Genomic DNA, 16,687 nt, shown 5'->3' with positions numbered 1-16,687 from the left:
GCCTACTGATATTCATCTCCCACCTAAAATTAGTGTTTTACACCTTTATATTTTTGAGGAAGGAGTCTTCTGTCAGAAACCGAAAAAAATGAGATACTCCCATTTTTTTCGGTCTTGGATTATTTCGTTTTCATTAGCTTGATAGTGATGTTTCCGTATCCCCTAAAAATAGAAAAAGAAGATTAAGACATCTCATCTTCTTTTCAGGCAGAGTTAGAGAAAGCATTTTATTGGGTAAAATACTTTCTCTAAGAACTAGCTCTGCAAAAATCGATGTATTTCTATTTCTGGTAATCCTGTAAGCTTTGCAATGTCTTCTACAGACACACCATTTTTATGCATGCCTCGAATGAGTTGCATCTTTCCTTGCTCAACCCCTTGTTCAATTCCCTTTTTAATTCCTTGTTGTTCTGCATGAGCAAATTTTGCCGCCTCATCCATTAAGGCCTTTTCTCTTGCTTCATATGCTTGACGGAAAGAAGAATCTTGACTCATACGTTCCCATTTATTCATTGCTTTTTGTAAAATCGGATCTCGGTTCATGGCAATATCCTCCAATGTTTGTGTGAGATGTTCATCTTCATTCGCAGGTAATAATAATAACCAACGAACAAACGAATCTTCCCACGGATTGACTTTCTCTTCGCACCATTGCTGCATCAACTTTGGAATCTCTACTATATGAACTTCTATATCATCACTTAATAGCTTTTGTTGTTCCTGATTCCAAAGGATGCCTGTTGTATGAAATGCTTCATATTCAGGAAACATCGCAAAGTTTAACAGGTTAATTGTAATCGTTTTATGAAGTGAACTATATGGCATGCCCTTTTGCAATTGAGAAGTGTACAACCTTCCCCAATAATACAAACTGCGTTTAATCATATCATGATTGTTATTCAGCTGTATTTCTACATTTACCTTTGTTCCTATATCTAATGTAGCCGAAATATCTAAAATCGATAATTTATCTTCTTCATGTTCTCGATGTAAATGTGGATCTTCTAACTGTAGGGAAACTTTAGTTTACTTTCACCATCTATCAGTTTATTTCAACATAACATTCCGAGTTTCTAAAAAAAGAGAAGCTAATATTCTTTTACGAATGGCTTCTCTGAAAAAAATGTTACTCATTTCTTTTTCAAACGAAGTTACACCCACCACATCTGTGTAGGATTTTCTTCAATTAAAATAGATTGAAGATTTTTTGTGGCACGTTTAAATCCTTCTTGAACAGACATGAGTGGATCTTCGTGTTCGATACTTACAACATAATCATATCCATATGTACGAAGTGCACTCATCATTTGCGACCATTCTTCTAAGCTATGGCCACAACCAACAGAACGGAATGTCCAAGCTCTTGTTTTCAGGTTACCGTAGGGCTGCATGTCTGTTAAACCATACATATTTACATTCTCTTGATCGATGTAAGTGTCTTTTGCATGAAAGTGATAAATTGCATTTTCTTTCATTAATAACTTAATAGCAGCGACAGGGTCAATTCCTTGCCACCATAAATGACTAGGGTCTAAGTTAGCACCTATCGCATTGCATGTTTCTTCACGTAGTTTTAGTAATGTATATGGCGTATGTACTAAGAAACCACCGTGAAGTTCTAAACCAATTTTTACACCATGTTCTTTTGCAAATTCACCAACTTGTTTCCAATAAGGAATGAGCTTTTCTTCCCATTGCCATTTTAAAATATCATTGTATTCATTTGGCCATGGTGCAACAGGCCAATTCGGGTATTTTGCGCCTTCATGGTCACCTGCTACGCCTGAAAAACAATTCACAACAGGTACGTCTAGTAGTGAAGCTATTTGAATGGTTTTTAACAATGTTTGATGAGATTCTGTTGCAAAAGCAGTATCTGGGGATAATGGATTTCCGTGACAACTAAAAGCGCTAATAATTAAGTCTCTTTTTTGTACATGTTCTATATATACGCTTCTGGCTTGTTCACTTTCTAATAATATATCTAAGTTACAGTGCGAACCTCCAGGATAACAACCTGTACCAATTTCTACTGCATGCAAACCAGCTGCTTGTACATAATCTAGCATTTCTTCAAATTCCATGTGAGAGAAAAGTGTTGTAAATACTCCTAATTTCATTTATCTTCCCGTCCTTTCTTCATGTGTGTTACTACTTTCGTAAATTGAATCAATAATTTGCGATACTTGTAGCGATTCCTCAGGCTTTACAATTAATTCTTCATCGTATAAGCAAGCTTTTATAAAGTTTTCTGCTTGCAAAATTCCAGGATCACCGTTATTTTTTATCCAAACCGGTTCACTATTTAATATCATATTATGTTTTATTGTATATAATTCAATTGGAAAAACATTTATTCCACCGTTTACTCCGGAAATACTCACATGTTCTTCATCATTTTTAATATTTGCTGCCCAAGAAGTTTCAAATAACAATGATGCTCCATTTTCAAACTTTATATATGCGGTAACATGATCATCAACTTGAAATGTTTTATAATCATATTTTCCCCACATGTTTACTTGATTTGGTAGCTTACTAACGGCATTATAGACACTACCAATGACTTCTGTTTGTTTTGGATTTCCAATTAACCAAAGTGCTAAATCAAGAAGATGACAACCGTAATCTATTAAACTTCCTCCGCCTTGTAATTCTTTATTTGTGAAAACGCCCCAGCCTGGTACTTTTCGGCGACGGAGTGCTTTTACACGAACAACAAGAGGTGTGCCAATCTCACCTATCATCACTTGTTTTGCAACTTGCGACTCTTTCATGTAACGATAATGATAAGCGATAGCAAGTTTTTTACCGTTGTTTTTTGCAGATTCTATCATTTTTTCGCATTCTGCCGCTGTTAAAGCCATCGGTTTTTCGCATAATACATGTTTCCCTGCTTGTAATGCTGCGATAGAAATCTCAGCATGAAACTTATTAGGTGTACAAATACAAACAGCATCAACTTCTTTAAAGACTTCTTCATACGTTTCAAATACATAAGGAATGTTATATGTTTCAGCGATTTGTTTTGCGTGTTCTATGTTTCTATCATGTATAGCCGTAATCGTACAATATTCATGTAACTTTACAAATGCAGGGATATGGCGACCTTGTGCAATTCCTCCGGCCCCTATTATTCCAATGCGTAGTTTCTTCATGTCTTCACCTTTTCTCATAATGGAATTGTAACAATTTGTTTTGTTTCACTTGATTGTATGGCTGCTAAAATGACTTCTAACGATTTCATTCCTTCTACACCATTAATTAACGGCTCTTTATCAGAAAGGATAGACTCTACAAACTGCTCAATTACATGTGAATTACTTTGACCAACTGCAGCATTCGATTGAATTTTATCAAGCTCATATTTTACAACTTCACCATTTTTATATTGAAGAATGAGTGAGTAAGTCGGATCATCTTCTAGTCGAAGAGTGGCCTTTTCACCATAAATAATTGTTGAATTATCTTCTTTGCTAACGTAAGACCAACTTGCTGCAAGTGTTCCGATAATGCCACTTTCGCTTTTCAACATACATACAGCACAATCATCTACATTCGAAAATGTTTTTGCGCTCGTCTCAACAAAGGCACCAACTTCTGTCATTTCTTCATTAAGAATATACCGAATTAAATCCGCTTTATGCACACCTAAATCACCCATTGCACCAAGAAACGCTTCATCTTTTTTAAAGAACCAGCTCTCTTTTCCATCTACACTCCAATTTTCAGGACCACTATGACCAAATGCTGTACGGAAGCTATATATTTTTCCGATTTCTCCATTTCCAATCAATTGTTTTGCCTTTTTGTGAGAAGTAACAAATCGCTGGTTATGACCAATCATTAACTTTTTACCGCTTTTTTCAGCAGCTTCAATCATCATTTCCGCATCTTTTTTTGACGTCGCCATTGGCTTTTCACATAGTACATGGATACCTGATTGTAAAGCAATGATAGAAATTGATGCATGTAAATCATTTGGTGTACATACACTCACTGCATCTAACTCTTCACAATTGATAAGCTCGTTATAGTCAGTGTACATATTTACACCATACTTATTGGCAACTTCTTTTGCGCGCTTTTTATTACTGTCACAAACAGCCACAATCTGTACATATGGGTTTGCTTCGTATTCTGGTAAATGACGATACTGCGCGATGCTTCCGCAGCCAATAACACCTACTTTTAAAATATTCACTATCATATCCTCCTTTTGCTTGATTTGAAATTATTATAGAAATTTTTTCACTGAAAAAATATGCTATATATCGTTATGTTTTTATCAAAAGTTGCCTTTTTCTATAAGAAATAAGGCAACTTACTTATCGCATTTTGATAAAGGTGTTATATTCCTAATAAGGAGGTGTAAACGTCTATGTCAGAAGGAATTTGTAATAAGCTTGCTGAAGCAATTGAAGAAAAGGTTATTTATCAAAATCCATTACTATTTTTAAAGGTATGGGACATTGTTATGGAAACCTCTTATAATAATCAAATTGAGAGTGCCCCTTGGCATTATCATGAAGAGATTGAGTTTCTAGCAATTATAGAAGGATATTTAGGTATACAAAATAAAGATAAGTATATTGTTCTTGGCCCTGGAGATGTTTTTATTTTTGGGAAATCTGAGTTGCATCGGTCACATAAACCTTCTGCAGGTTCGTTACACTACGTTGTGTTTCAAGTAAATTTAAAACAACACTTTGACCGCAGCATTATACAATATTTACATTGCTTTTCAGAACAAACAAAATCCTTAAATGAGTTAAACTATATTTTTGAACAAAATGAAGTGGTGAAACATGAGGCTTATGTTCTTATTACAGAAATCTTTACAGAATCAAAAATGAAAATGAACGGATATGAAATCGCAATTAGTGCTGCCATTAAGAAATTACTTTTATTACTAGTAAGAAACGACACACATAACATATTAAATTATAGTGAACAAGACGACTTCGCTCGTTTAAAACCAGTACTTGATTATGTAGAAGATCATTTAGGAGAAAAGATAACTGTAACCAAAGCATGTGCATTAATAAATTTAAGCTATCATTATTTCATCAAATACTTTAAAAGAATTATGGGTATTTCCTTTTTAGATTATGTGAATTATAAGCGCATCAAACAAGCTGAAAGTTTATTAATAACAAGTGACCTTAGTATTACAGATGTCGGATGCGAAGTTGGAATTGCAAACATGTCACAGTTTTATAAGTTGTTTAAAAAAGAAAATAATTGTTTACCGAAAGAGTTTAAACAGCGAATACAAAGCAATAAAGAGTGAGGTAAGAACAAGAAATATACATGTTCATGCTATAGATATAAAATATTAGATGAAAAACCACCAGGTACATATGGAATTTGTGACATTTGTTTTTGGGAAGATGACGAAATTTAATTTCACAATCCTAACTTTGAAGGTGGAGCAAATGAAGAATCTTTAAGACAATGCCAAAATCATTTTCGCTAAGACTTTTCAATCTGTAAAAAGTATATTCCGTAACAATCGCTTCACGGGCATAAATAGGTGTATCATGATTAGACGTCTCCTGTATTACATATTTAGTAGATAGTAGTTTATCTTTTTTATATGAACAAAGTATTTATCATTTGAAGCTGGTGACCATAAGAACCACACCACATTCGCACCTGCTAACACTATACAGAACTTTTTTATAAAACGTTTGTCTACCTCTTGCCTTATTAGAAATTGATATGACAGAATGGGAAAGTGAAAACATCCACTACAGCAACCCACTTATTCATTACAATATCATTTACCCAAAAAACTACTCCAACAAAGCTTATAATAGCGTTTACAAAAATGAGAATAGAGGTTTCATTTGATACATCTGTACACTCTCATTATGATAATTATCCGATGCATTTACTTTTGTCCCTATTATGTAATAAGTAAAAAAGTACCCATACAATTGTGATACATATAATAATTGTATGGGTACTTTTTTACACATTCTTTATTCTGTTCTTATTGACATACACGAGATTTATACATTTCGTGGTGATACATACTGTAGTACCAAATCAAATAATTGAAAAATATTACTACGTAATTGATCTCGTTTCTCTAACTTTTTCTCTATAAATATTTCTAATTCACCATTTACCCCGAGCTATACATGAGATAAAAAGGTGTAAGAAATTAATCTACTAACCTCCTTTCGCCTTCTCTCTTACTCTCTAACAATACCCAATTCTGGTTCAAAAATAAGCCCAAAGAATTAATTAATTCCTTGGGCTTATTTTTAAAGTTAGGAAGCTACATTCTTTCTTCCTATTAATAATTTCACAGAACATGACCATCGACATGTATAGCGAAAGACACTTTTCCTAATCCATAGGATTTCAAAGCCTTAGTCTTGACTCACGTTTAGTAACAGGCATCGAAACCACTCATTATTGATGACTGCAAAAAATTTATCTTCCTCAACCATAAATCTTTTATATTTCAATTAACTTTGCAACAGAAGTTTATAAAGCATATCAAATTATTGATTCACAGCTTTGACTACAAGTGCTGCGTATGCTTCTGCACCTACATTGGTTAAATGCACACCATCAGGTGCAAAGTAGTCTCTCTTTCCAGCACTTGCTGCATACCAATCGACTAGAGTTACATTCGGATATTTAGATGCTGTCACTTTCAATCTCTCATTCACGATTGATTCCCACGGACGTGGTACCCTCGTATTAATAAATATCATTTTACGTTCATTTCCAATTAATTCCATTAATGATACAAGTTGCTCCGTAGTAAAGGCTCCATTTGTACCTAACCCAATAATGACATAGTTTCCTAAATTCCCTTCATTCTTTAACTGTTCAACTACAGGAATCGCTTTTGACAGCTGGCGACCAATTTGTGCATCAATCCTAATATCAGGAAAAGCATTTTTTAAATATGGAGCAATATCAATCATAACGGAATCGCCTATCGCTGTAACGTTGGGAGAACTTTTAGGTTGCACAGAATTTACTTCTTTTGATTCTTCTTGATTTTTGGGCGTCTCTTGAGCTGGATTTTCCCGAATTGCAACTGGATGTTTCGCTGGTTGTGTTTGTACTGCTTCCACCTTATCTAGTTGAGGATTCTCCTTAGCCTTACTACCTTTTGATAACCCAAAAACGGCTATTGACGAAACGAATACTGCACAAATTAAAGCTAACTTAACACTTAAAGCGACATTTTGAAGCCTTAAATTCTTAAACTGAATATTTCGGAGCGCACCTTGTCGGATTGGTTTTTCAATATACTTCCATGAAATTTGCGCAATCATTATAATTAGAAAAAATTGAAGAATTGCTCTTATTAGTGAAAAATCTCCAGCATTTACTTTTGGAGTCGTCAATGTAAGAATTGGATAATGCCAAAGATATATGCCATACGACCTTATTCCTATCCAACGTAAAGGTCTAAATCGTAAAAATTGAGCGATACGGCTCGCTGGATGAGCAAGATTTGCCACTAACAATGCTGTTGCAATTGATAAGAGAACCATTCCTCCATTGTATAGAAACGGATCATATTGATTCGTCTTCCAAAACATAAGCAAAATAATAATAAGAGCAGTTCCTCCCACTACATCAAGAATGAGACGCGCCTTTGGAATAATTTTATTTGCAAGCCTATTGCTTGGCCAAATTAAGGCAAGTGCCGCTCCAATAAGTAAAGAAAAGGCCCTCGTATCTGTGCCATAATAAATTCTACTCGGATCAGCTCCAGGTTCATACAAAATTGCCATCGCTAAAGCTGAAGCAACAGCTCCCAGACAAATCAATAAAATCATACGGGATTGTTTTTTTATGTGGTAAAGCCCTAAACTAATGATAAATGGCCAGACAACATAGAACTGTTCCTCAACTGCTAACGACCAAAAATGATTCAATGGAGAAAGCTGGTTAAAATTATCAAAGTACGATAATTTATGATAAATATACCACCAGTTACTAACATAAAATAACGCCGCTAATGAATCTCCACGCATTTTCTCAAGTAAAGAGCTATGAAAAATCGTAATCCAGGCCAACGTTATAACGAGCATAACAAACATTGCTGGAAGCAATCTCCTTGCCCTACTAAGCCAGAATTTCTTCAAATCAATTCTCTTATTTCTCTTCCACTCCATCGCTAGAATATCTGTAATTAAATAACCCGAGAGTACAAAAAATACAGTAACCCCTAAAAATCCTCCAGGCATCCAATTAAAATTAATATGATACAAAATAACACCTAGTATAGCTAGGCCCCTTAGACTGTCTAATCCAACCATATAACGACTATTTTTTTCAAAAGGTTTAGTCACCTACAATCACCTCTATTTCTTGGAAATTAGGTAAATAATAGTGGTATAATATGCTATTAATTTCCTAAAATCGTATAAGCTAAACTATTAAATGCACCATTTTGGAAGGCTCTTTTATTATAATTACATGCACAGTAATCAATACTTTATCATGTTATCTGTTTCTGTTGTAAAAATTTTTAAATTAGGTGTTTTTGCTCATCTCCCCGAAAAAGGGACATTTACTTAATTAAAAAGTACACTTTTTGATACGTTTTTACAGACGTATCAAGGACTGGCATTGTGAATATGATCTATAATGAATATATAAAAGATTTCCCATAAAGAAACTTTATAAAAAAAGGTCTACTCATTACGAGCAGGCTCTCTATTTTCCTCACCCAGCCTACTTTATTTTAAGCTTCGGCTGCTTCTGTAAACGTTGGTACATAAGTAGAAAATAATAAAAATAATGATACTATAAGTCCTATGATTTTCTTCATACTCGCATCTCCTTATCAATTCATTAAAAAACCTTTTAATTATATATTAAGTTTTGATACTACCGAAATAATAAAAAAAGATATGCATAATTACATATTTCTCTTATTGATAGAATGTATGGTTCTGGTGTGAAAAATGATAAGTAAAAAAGAATCAAGGATTCCTAACGGAATCACCTGTTAAGCAGTTAATCCAAACAGCCGGCTCATAAAAATATTCCGATTTTGGACAGACTGGTCCTGCAAATCAATTTGTTCTTTTTTGAGCATATGCATGGCTTCAACACCACTCAATATAGCGGCTGATGTTTTGTATGATTTAAATCCCAACATAGAACGGATTCGCTTTTTTATATAGCGATGATCTTGTTCTACTATGTTATTCAAGTACTTTTGTTGTCTAAGTTGCATACCATCAGGTATGCTTTTTTCTTTTTTCAACTGTTCGATAGCAATTGGATAAGCAGGATTCTTATCGACTGTTATAACACGAGGCTTTGAAACATGAAAAGACTGCAAAGCTTTCTTGAAAAAGCGCTTTGCAGCCTTATGATTTCTAGATTTACTCAAATAAAAGTCAATCGTGTTTCCTTCAGAATCAACGGCACGATATAAATACATCCATTGTCCTTTTATTTTTATGTATGTTTCGTCCACTCTCCATGAGTTATTCATTTGTTTGAGATGACGCCGAATTCATGCTACCGGTAAAATGATATGTGTCGTCAAGAACAAGACGCTAAACATCTGAACACGAACCTGTACGGTATGGTGATAGTACCGTAGCTCCCGAACCTATACGGTCTGTCGTGAGAGTGGTGATGACACACCGCAACCTTGCACGTCAGCGATACCAGAAATGGACTTCTCCTTTGGTAGCAATAACACCACTGATGTTAGTCAGCTTGCCCCTTTAGGGGTGGGAGTGTCAAATAATTCAAACATCATATAGAACCAAGTTTATTTTACTACTTGAACAGATACTGGTTTCCAGCCCTGATTCTCTACCCAATCAATATCAACCTTATATTTTTTATTACTTTGCTTATCTCGTACATTACCGTAGGCTTTATTTTCACCATTATTTCCAATAAAATCAAAAATCAATTGACCCTCTGGAACATCAACAGCATAAGAAATTGCTTTTTTCATCTCATTCCAATCTACTGTTCCTTCTTTAAATTGCATTGCAGGTTTTGCTCCTTGCTCTGTACCAATTGCCTTCCAAGAAGAATTAGTTTGAGAACCCTTTTCTTGAGATGCCGTTTTTTCTCCCTCTTTATTTTCATTTTCGCTCGTTTTTACCGATTTTTCTGCTTTTTGTTTCTCTTCTAACAGTGCTGCTTCTCTCTCTTCACGTTTCTTCTCTTCTAACAGTGCTGCTTCTCTCTCCTCACGTTCCTTCTCTTCTAACTGCGCTGCTTCTTTCTCTTCACGTTTCTTCTCTTCTAACTGCGCTGCTTCTTTCTCTTTATGTTTCTTCTCTTCTATCTTTGTTGCTTTCTTTTCTTGAGCAATTGCTTTCTTTGATGTATCAGAAGGGGAAAACAACTGGTATGTCACTATACCAACTGTCACTAATACCAAAGTAAATGCAATATTAAAAATCACCTTTTTACGACGATTTTGTTGTTTTTCTTGAAACCTGCTTCCTTGTCCCATTTTTTAAACCTCCGAGTTTATTTTCTCTTCTAATCTTTATGCATTATCCTTATAATTCTTAATATTTTTATTAAACAATGGAAATGAATTACAATTCCCATACAAGATTTCATATCATAATAAAATTTGTGTTGTTTCAAGCATCTGACATATGTTATTCAAAAATATTTTAATACATTAAAAATTGATAAGCATCTGTTCGTAAGAAACCTTCAATTTTATTCAAAGGTGATTCCAATTACGTCCACATTAGATCTCCTGTAGAAATCTTTTTAACAATTAAGCCCCTTCTTCCCTTATTTATAATTTTCAAATTAAACTGCCCTCTATGGTACAATAAAGATGTGTTGTTTTCTACTGGGGTATGTCGTAAAATCAAAAGGGATTTTATCTCTTTTACCTTTTTTTCAGAGTAACTTTCACCACTAGGAGACTCTATTATTCCTAATGTAATCTTTAATTCGCTTTCATCAAAAATCCAATCTTTATTAAGTTCCCTTATCTTTTGTATAAAGCTTCTTTTGGTTTTTCCTATATAGATCAATGTTTCATTCTTAGCATATACTCTAGAGATTGCAAATATTCCCTTCTTAAAAGCTTCTTCTCTATTATAAAAATCATTTAAACTATACATTCCATACCATTTAATATGTACTGTTTCTATTAACCTCACCTCATTTTTATGATAATATTATAATTTCTGAATGTTCAAATTATTATGGATACATAGCCTTGATTACTTGAATTATAAATAGTGCTTTTCAATAATACATTTTATTATTACTAATTTCAATAATGAATATGTACATATTCATTATTGAATGGCTGCAAAAAAACATGGGAATTTAATTCAAGCCCTATATCAAAATGAAAATAAAAAACACCTGTGATATACACAAAGTGATTTTCTCTTGTCAATTTATCTATTTTCTTTTTATAACTCAAACTCCTTCGAATCGTACTTTTCTAGAGTTTGCTGCAATTCATTTTTTTCATATGGAATATGTTTATCTGTCTGTACATCTTCAACATTTTCTCCACCTGCTAATAATCTCCTGTACTTAAAAGAGTGCCCTGTTAATAATAGTGTAATTATGTTTGTATGGCCCTCCTTTTGTTTGATTACTTGTATCATAAAACAAGTATCTGAAGTTGATATGTAGTCTAATTTACTGATAAAAATAACAAATAAAAAAGGAAACCTGCATGTTCGTTATAGTGATTTTCATGTTATATATATATTCATATAGATTTATTAATATGCAATATTACATATTAGGTTCCTCTATCTTCATGATATTGATGTATTTATAATACTTATATCTTCATATTTAGAAAGGAATAAAAAATGAAAAAAATCACATCAACACTATGTATAGCTGGAATGACTTTAACTATTTTAGGAGTAGCTCCTCAAAGTAGTTATGCTCATCTCGATCAAATTGATTTAACTGACAATGATCCTATTACCGCTCGATGGTCTGCAGAAGCTCCGTATCATTCTGATAAAAGTACACATTTATGGATTGCAAAACAAGCTATTGAAATTATGAAAACAGAATCTAATGTTGAAGCGAATAAGCAGGCTGTGGACTTTTTAAATTATCCGCAATATAAAGATCTGTTTTCTAAAGGATTATATGATGCAGATTATAATGCAGAGTTTAACGATGGCGGAACAGGAATAGGCGGTGTTTTTAAAGGCGGATGGAAATCTCATTTTTATGATCCTGATACTAAAGAAAATTATAGAGGAGAAACAAATCCAACGGCTCTTACACAAGGCAAGAAATACTTTTATGAATCTGGAGAACATTTACGAAATAAAGACTATGAAAAAGCTTTCTATTACTTAGGAGTAGCCACGCACTACTTTACAGATGCTACCCAACCTATGCATGCAGCAAATTTTACCGCAATTGATACGAGAGCTATAAAATATCATAGCTACTTTGAAAATTATGTTACAACCATTCAAAATCAATTTGCAGTCAATACTGGAGGGAATTATAACGACTCTCTATCCACACCTGAAGAATGGATTGATTATGCAGCCCGAGTAGCTAAACCTGAAATCCAAAATATTACTAATGATAAAACATTTAAGTATTATAATAGTGGTAAGGCGCAATTGTGGCAAGAAATGGTTACCCCAGCTGTGCAGCGAAGCTTAGGAGAAGCTCAGCGCAATACAGCAGGTTTCTTAAATCTTTGGTTTAAAACTTTTACTGAAAATGTGAAAGCTCCAAGTATAGAGACCGCATTAATCTATGATATAGAAGGAAATGTCATAGAAGCAGGGAAAAACTATTATATCGTACCAAGTGAATCTCCTTATCAAGGTCTAACATTTGAATGGTATGTAGCAAATCGTTACGATTATGTTTTACTTGCAAATAATAAGGACAATGCTTTATCTGGTACACCTATAGAATTTGAATTCTACAAAGAAAATGATGCAAAGCTACACCACGGGGAAAGTATATATCTTCGCATGAAGCACTCAAATTACGATCAATTTCAATATTTAAATTGGTCTAATTATTCTAGTTGGATTCACCTTGCTCAAAAGTCTGATAGTTTAGCTGACTTTAAAATTCAAATTAACCCGGATAAACCTACAGAATATAATATTTTTACAGATGACTATCCATTAAATTATAAGAATATAAATGCAGAGAAAAGTTGGATTGTACTAGGGGGAAAAACACAAAAACCTAGCTCATGGAAGTTTGTACCTTTCAGATAACCTAAACACACTCGTTCCTAATCAGAACGAGTGTGTTTTTTGTTTTGAGGTATTTGCTTTTCTTAAGTTCATGGATGTAGGATCACCATACATGTCCATCAACTTAGGGGAAACAATCTTGTTCAATCCGATGGTAAATAAGGATCAAGGTTTAAGAATTAGCTAATAATTGTTGAAGTCTATTGTACGTTGAAAAGGCGGAGTCTCTTTGAAGACTTCGCCGTTGTTTATATAGGGCATGAATGGTCTCGATACCTTTTATCGTACGTGAAGCATGACGAAGATTTTGAAATCCTACCGATTTAGCAAAACGTCTCTTGACATGCCTATGATCCTGGTCAATAAGATGGCTAAAATTTTTGATTCTACAATGGAGTGTAGTTTGATAAACCGAGAGACCCTTTAGAATAGAAATCACTTTTGACACAAAACAATGATTTTATATGGTGTAGTTTGAGCTGGTATACTCATTGTTGTAAAACTATAAATAGCTATTAAATTTCGATTTACAAGATTACCTGTAAAGAATTGACCATTTGTTAATAAAATTTGAGTAGAAGGAGAAATATTTAATTTTAATTTCCCATCACTACTCTCCAACTGTTCATTAAAATAGTCTACTTTTACATTTTGATGCGGTGTATATTTTGCCATAACAGTCGCTTGAAATTGTGGTGGGAAAATAAGAGGAGCAGGAGCGTTGGCATCGTAAAACCCAGTTACTTTATCTCCTACTACTACCGTTGCATAGTCGATAAAATACGTATTTGGTTTCACTACAAAATTTATTAGATTCCCATAACCATTATCTACGGACATTAATTTATTACATCCTATATCTTCGTTTGACCCTGTTACAAAATCGTTAATCATAGTTATTGTACCATCAAATGATTGAAATTTTTTCATTCAAATACCTCTTTTGTTTATATAATTAAACCTCTATCGTTACTCTATAATTTTTAAAAACATGTAAATGAAATAATCCTTCTCGTATCAATTCCAAAAATAACCCAAAACCTACCGTTCCATCTGAAACCAGCAACAGACCTTGGTCCTACAAAAATTGGGAAATACCAAAATTGTTCACCATTACTAAGCCATATATAAGTATTTCGAAATAAACATAATGAAATTGCTCCTGGATCAACAGCAAATGGTGAAGCTGTTGATTGTTGAGGAATAAATGATGGGGGGGAGATGTTGGAGCTTGTGAGCTTTGCTGTCCTGGAAAACTTGGTACACCCGGAAAGCCTGGTACACCCGGAAAACCTGGCATTCCAGGTATACCTGGAATCTGAGGACCAGAGAATTGACGATCGAAGTATTGATCATAATTTATATAAGGATAATATATTGACTCATTATACATTTAAAAACCACCTCTTTATTTTTAAACCCCTCTAAATTATTAATATGTAATGTGGTTCGTATAGGAAGCTTATTCACTTCCTATACGAACCATATTTTAAACAGGAAAGTATACCAATACCCTTTGTTTTTCGGTATGGGGTAAAGGATTCTGGTGCAAAAACTTAAGGACAATTGCAATGAATCTATAAATCTTGGACATACTGTTACTATTACTTTAGAAAGGGTGTGTGATTGGTATGGAAAAGGAAAATGTATTCAAATGGAAGCATTATCAGCCTGATATTATTTTGTTAACGGTAAGATGGTACCTACGGTACAACCTTAGTTTTCATGATTTGGTGGAAATGCTAGAAGAACGGGGTTTATCCATTTCTCATACAACGATTATGCGTTGGGTTCATCAGTATGGTCCGGAATTGGACAAACGAATCCGTCGTCACCTTAAACAAACAAATGACTCTTGGAGAGTCGATGAAACATATATCAAAGTAAAAGGTCAATGGATGTATTTGTACCGTGCTGTTGATTCGGAAGGAAACACAATTGATTTTTCCCTAAACAAAACAAGAGACCAGAAGGCTGCAAAGCGCTTTTTCAAGAAAGCTTTGCGGTCTTTTCATGTTTCAAAACCACGTGTTATAACAGTCGATAAGAACCCGGCTTATCCTATAGCAATTGAACAGTTGAAAAAAGAAAAAAGCATACCTGATGGTATGCAACTTAGACAACAAAAGTACTTGAATAACATAGTAGAACAAGATCATCGCTTTATAAAGAAGCGAGTTCGTTCTATGCTAGGGTTAAAATATTTTGAAACAGCTACATCTATTCTTTCGGGAGTAGAAGCCATGCATATGATAAAAAAAGAACAGGTTGATTTACGGGACCAGTCTATTCAAAATCAGAAAGAATTCATCCATCAATTGTTTGGACTTGCAGCATAAAATACGATTCCGTTAGGAATTTATGCACTTTATTATCTTTTATTCTATTTTTGCACCAGAACCAATTTACTTACTACTGTAAGGAAGACACAATGGGCAGAAATTTTTGTGGATAAAACAGCTTTATCTGAGGAGACTTATACGTATGTGGTGACAGCTTTAGATCGACTTCATAATGAGAGTATTTCTTCTAGTAAAGCAACTATTAAAGCAAAATAATAATAGAATCCCTTATATTAAAAAAACCGCCTTAAAGCCGAAACATTCAACTTTTAAGGCGGTTTTTTCTATTTGTTCTTAAACTTCTCTGTCGCTGCTCTCATCTTCACATTCAAATCATGATCAATGGAGTCACGAATATCACGCTCTACTACTTCCATTTCCTTTTGGAAATTTTGCAAGTATATTTTTAGTTCTTCTTCTTTTTCAGGACGTTGTGATGGTGGTAATTGTACCACTAATGATAACATCGCTGTTAAATCTTTCATTAAGAACGTTTCAAGTTTATGTTGTTGTTCAAACATGCGTTGTTCTTGATAGTACGGAAGTGCATTTAATACTGAAATTGTAATGTCATCAACCGTTCTTTGTAGTGAAGGATTAATCGAGCGTTTATATGCTTGAATTGTATTTAATGCATCTGGATATCGATCATAGAAATACAATTTATAAAACGATAAGTCTGTCGGTTTAACAGTTTGCTGTGATTCTTGTCTCAAGAAATCTTTCACTTTCATTGTTGCAATATCAATATCTTCATTCGTAAGCTTTTTCGTTGTTTTTGCCATCACATGCACTTTTTTCTGCTTTTCTTTCGGTAACATTGAGAAAACTTGCTCTCTCGTACGTTGGCCCGATGAACAGAAAAGTGTATTTAATGTATTTTGTTCTTTTTTCCCTTCTGTACGAATCCAGCGATAAAAGAGTGGGTGCTGCGTAAATTCTTGTAAAAACGGTGTTGATTTGTTCGATAATTTTTCAATAGAATCTTGCGCTCTCTTATATGGTTTCGTCCATGAAAAATAAAGTTTACGTCCGAAGTATACAACTAAAACAACGACAGTAAATGCGATTAAAAGTAATGACCCTAATAGTAATAATACTCCTTGAATGAAACTCATTTTTTCACCTCCTCAAATAATC

At 33.8% G+C, this 16,687-nt stretch carries 12 protein-coding genes and 6 pseudogenes; 5 read left to right on the top strand and 13 right to left on the bottom strand.

Annotated features, from left to right (window positions below; genetic code table 11):
* Positions 1-255: 255 nt before the first annotated feature.
* The 4 genes and pseudogenes from LCF45_RS11995 to LCF45_RS11980 form a co-directional block, all read right to left on the bottom strand.
* Positions 256-1,020, bottom strand: a pseudogene (locus LCF45_RS11995) (Rpn family recombination-promoting nuclease/putative transposase); the annotation flags it as partial.
* Positions 1,021-1,151: 131 nt separating this feature from the next.
* Positions 1,152-2,120 carry a sugar phosphate isomerase/epimerase family protein gene (locus LCF45_RS11990; RefSeq protein ID WP_078203985.1) on the bottom strand — a complete coding sequence of 323 codons (969 nt, stop codon included), beginning with the start codon at positions 2,118-2,120 and terminating at the stop codon, positions 1,152-1,154.
* Positions 2,121-3,176, bottom strand: a complete 1,056-nt coding sequence (locus tag LCF45_RS11985; protein WP_078203984.1) for a Gfo/Idh/MocA family protein — start codon at positions 3,174-3,176, stop codon at positions 2,121-2,123.
* Positions 3,173-4,204, bottom strand: coding sequence for a Gfo/Idh/MocA family protein (locus LCF45_RS11980; RefSeq protein ID WP_263894848.1), 1,032 nt, complete (start codon positions 4,202-4,204; stop codon positions 3,173-3,175). Before LCF45_RS11980 ends, LCF45_RS11985 begins: the two co-directional genes overlap by 4 nt.
* Positions 4,205-4,381: 177 nt before the next feature.
* On the opposite strand from LCF45_RS11980, the gene LCF45_RS11975 reads away from it, so the two are divergent.
* On the top strand, positions 4,382-5,293 hold the full coding sequence (locus LCF45_RS11975) for a helix-turn-helix domain-containing protein (protein ID WP_002168033.1): 912 nt from the start codon (positions 4,382-4,384) through the stop codon (positions 5,291-5,293).
* A 12-nt stretch (positions 5,294-5,305) separates the two neighbouring features.
* Positions 5,306-5,473 (top strand): annotated as a pseudogene (locus LCF45_RS11970) (CPCC family cysteine-rich protein); the annotation flags it as partial.
* A 1,045-nt stretch (positions 5,474-6,518) separates the two neighbouring features.
* Here LCF45_RS11970 and LCF45_RS11965 read toward each other — a convergent pair.
* The 5 genes and pseudogenes from LCF45_RS11965 to LCF45_RS11945 all read right to left on the bottom strand — a co-directional run bounded on the left by LCF45_RS11965 (position 6,519) and on the right by LCF45_RS11945 (position 11,612).
* Positions 6,519-8,333 (bottom strand): acyltransferase family protein, encoded by a 1,815-nt coding sequence (locus LCF45_RS11965; RefSeq protein ID WP_078206975.1) that lies wholly within the window; start codon positions 8,331-8,333, stop codon positions 6,519-6,521.
* Between the two features lie 662 nt (positions 8,334-8,995).
* A pseudogene (locus LCF45_RS11960) lies at positions 8,996-9,511 on the bottom strand (IS6 family transposase); the annotation flags it as partial.
* Positions 9,512-9,775: 264 nt separating this feature from the next.
* On the bottom strand, positions 9,776-10,477 hold the full coding sequence (locus LCF45_RS11955; RefSeq protein ID WP_002127386.1) for a YrrS family protein: 702 nt from the start codon (positions 10,475-10,477) through the stop codon (positions 9,776-9,778).
* Between the two features lie 238 nt (positions 10,478-10,715).
* Positions 10,716-11,150 carry a hypothetical protein gene (locus LCF45_RS11950; RefSeq protein ID WP_002127385.1) on the bottom strand — a complete coding sequence of 145 codons (435 nt, stop codon included), beginning with the start codon at positions 11,148-11,150 and terminating at the stop codon, positions 10,716-10,718.
* A 261-nt stretch (positions 11,151-11,411) separates the two neighbouring features.
* Entirely contained in the window at positions 11,412-11,612 is a 201-nt protein-coding gene (locus tag LCF45_RS11945; RefSeq protein ID WP_033708115.1) for a hypothetical protein, read from the bottom strand.
* Positions 11,613-11,825: 213 nt separating this feature from the next.
* Here LCF45_RS11945 and LCF45_RS11940 point away from each other — a divergent pair, with 213 nt between their 5' ends.
* Entirely contained in the window at positions 11,826-13,226 is a 1,401-nt protein-coding gene (locus LCF45_RS11940) for a zinc dependent phospholipase C family protein (protein WP_002127384.1), read from the top strand.
* A 151-nt stretch (positions 13,227-13,377) separates the two neighbouring features.
* Here LCF45_RS11940 and LCF45_RS11935 read toward each other — a convergent pair.
* The 3 genes and pseudogenes from LCF45_RS11935 to LCF45_RS11925 all read right to left on the bottom strand — a co-directional run.
* Positions 13,378-13,617: pseudogene (locus LCF45_RS11935) on the bottom strand (DDE-type integrase/transposase/recombinase); the annotation flags it as partial.
* A 23-nt stretch (positions 13,618-13,640) separates the two neighbouring features.
* On the bottom strand, positions 13,641-14,135 hold the full coding sequence (locus LCF45_RS11930; RefSeq protein ID WP_002127382.1) for a hypothetical protein: 495 nt from the start codon (positions 14,133-14,135) through the stop codon (positions 13,641-13,643).
* A gap of 53 nt (positions 14,136-14,188) precedes the next feature.
* Positions 14,189-14,598, bottom strand: a pseudogene (locus tag LCF45_RS11925) (collagen-like protein).
* 238 nt (positions 14,599-14,836) lie between these two features.
* Here LCF45_RS11925 and LCF45_RS11920 point away from each other — a divergent pair.
* The gene (locus LCF45_RS11920) at positions 14,837-15,544 is read left to right on the top strand and encodes an IS6 family transposase (protein WP_078207031.1); all 708 of its coding nucleotides are present in this window, start codon (positions 14,837-14,839) and stop codon (positions 15,542-15,544) included.
* A 63-nt stretch (positions 15,545-15,607) separates the two neighbouring features.
* Positions 15,608-15,763 (top strand): annotated as a pseudogene (locus tag LCF45_RS11915) (glycoside hydrolase family 10 protein); the annotation flags it as partial.
* Between the two features lie 68 nt (positions 15,764-15,831).
* On the opposite strand, the gene LCF45_RS11910 reads toward LCF45_RS11915, so the two are convergent.
* On the bottom strand, positions 15,832-16,665 hold the full coding sequence (locus LCF45_RS11910) for a DUF3974 domain-containing protein (RefSeq protein WP_002085563.1): 834 nt from the start codon (positions 16,663-16,665) through the stop codon (positions 15,832-15,834).
* Between the last annotated feature and the right edge of the window lie 22 nt (positions 16,666-16,687).

The organism is Bacillus sp. 41-22 (assembly GCF_025809295.1).
In the GTDB taxonomy this organism is placed as follows: Bacteria; Bacillota; Bacilli; order Bacillales; family Bacillaceae_G; genus Bacillus_A; species Bacillus_A mycoides.
This window is presented reverse-complemented; position numbering and strand designations above follow the sequence as displayed.